Origin of the sequence: Nguyenibacter vanlangensis, assembly GCF_013376155.1 — a bacterium.
GTDB classification, from domain to species: Bacteria; Pseudomonadota; Alphaproteobacteria; order Acetobacterales; family Acetobacteraceae; genus Gluconacetobacter; species Gluconacetobacter vanlangensis.
On record NZ_JABXXP010000628.1, the window covers coordinates 1 to 1,617 of the forward strand.

Below are 1,617 nucleotides of genomic sequence, written 5' to 3' on the forward strand. Positions count from 1 at the left end.
GGGCTGGGCATGGCGGGCGACAGCCGGCGCATCCTGGCCACGGCGATGGCGCGGCTGCGCGCCAAGATCCGCTACCGGCCGGTGATCTTCGAACTGATGCCGGACAGTTTCACGCTGCTGCACCTGCAGCGCACGGTCGAGGCGGTGGCCGGCCAGGCCATGCACAAGCAGAATTTCCGCCGGCTGATCACCCAGCAGGACCTGGTGGAGGAAACGGCGGAGTTCGCTCCCGAGACCAGGGGCCGGCCGGCAAGGCTGTTCCGGTTCCGCCGCGAGGTGATCGGCGCGCGGCGTATCACCGGGTCGAAGCTGCCGCTAAGCCCGTTGAGGTAGGCCCTGGGAGATAGACCCTGGGAAATAGGCCCTGGGAAATTAGCCCGCATGCTCACGGATATGTTTACGATGACAATCCATTGGAAAAGGCCATGTTTCCACGCGCGGGGCGGAAAGGACGCCGCAAGCCCCCTGCAATCGGCTTGACGCAGGGGCATATCGGGGGAAACAAGACGCGTGCGTCGTTGTGGCCCATTTATACTCATATGGAGTATAAATGATGAAGGAGCCGATCATGCCCGATAGCCTCGTTCCCGATAGCCTCGCTGCCCCATCCAGGCTGGACCTGCTGTACGAGCGGGTCGCCCGCGTCGTGCCGCGCATGGAATGGGCGCTGTTCGCCGACGATATCGCCGCCATCCTGGAGCTGAAGCGCCGGCGCCGCGCGGTGATCCTGGCGCACAACTACCAGACGCCCGAGATCTTCCACTGCATCGCCGACATCCGCGGCGACAGCCTGGCCCTGGCGCGCGAGGCGCAGGGACTGGACGCCGAGGTGATCGTCATGGCCGGCGTGCATTTCATGGCCGAGACGGCCAAGCTGCTGAACCCGGAAAAGACGGTGCTGATCCCGTCGCTGCAGGCCGGCTGCTCGCTGGCGGATTCGATCACGGCGGAGAATGTCCGGGCCCTGCGCCGCGCCCATCCCGGCGTGCCGGTCGTGACCTATGTGAACAGCTCGGCCGAGGTGAAGGCCGAAAGCGACATCTGCTGCACCTCGGCCAATGCCCGGCGCATCGTCGAGAGCCTGGGCGTGGAGCGGGTGATCATGATCCCGGACGAATTCCTGGCCCGCAACGTGCAGAAGGAAACCGGGATCGAGATGATCACCTGGGCCGGGCATTGCGAGGTGCATGAGCGCTTCACCCCCGGCGAGATCCGCGCCTGGCGCGAGGAAAACCCCGACGTCGCGGTGCTGGCCCACCCGGAATGCCCGCCCGAGGTGGTGGCCGAGGCCGATTTCTCGGGATCGACCGCCGCGATGTCGGATTTCGTGGCGCGCGGCACGCACCGCAAGGTGCTGCTGGTGACCGAATGTTCCATGAGCGACAATCTGGCGGCGTCGCACCCCACGGTGGACTTCGTCCGTCCGTGCAATCTGTGCCCGCATATGAAGCGGATCACCCTGCCGGCGATCCGCCGGGCGCTGGAAACCATGGGTCATGAGGTGACCATCCCCCCGCATCTGGTCGCGGGGGGCCGCCGCGCCGTGGAACGGATGCTGGCCGCATGACCGGCGGCGCCATGCCCGGCCCGTCCGGCCTGGCCGGACAGGTGGTCGTT

Annotated in this window: 2 protein-coding genes; both read left to right on the forward strand. The window is 66.7% G+C overall.

Annotated elements, in window-relative coordinates:
• Positions 1 to 333, forward strand: a 333-nt coding sequence (locus tag HUK84_RS17405) for an NUDIX hydrolase (protein WP_408887828.1), incomplete at its 5' end; no start/stop codon positions are given.
• A gap of 235 nt (positions 334 to 568) precedes the next feature.
• On the forward strand, positions 569 to 1,567 hold the full coding sequence (nadA, locus tag HUK84_RS17410) for a quinolinate synthase NadA (RefSeq protein WP_176641384.1): 999 nt from the start codon (positions 569 to 571) through the stop codon (positions 1,565 to 1,567).
• Positions 1,568 to 1,617 lie beyond the last annotated feature (50 nt).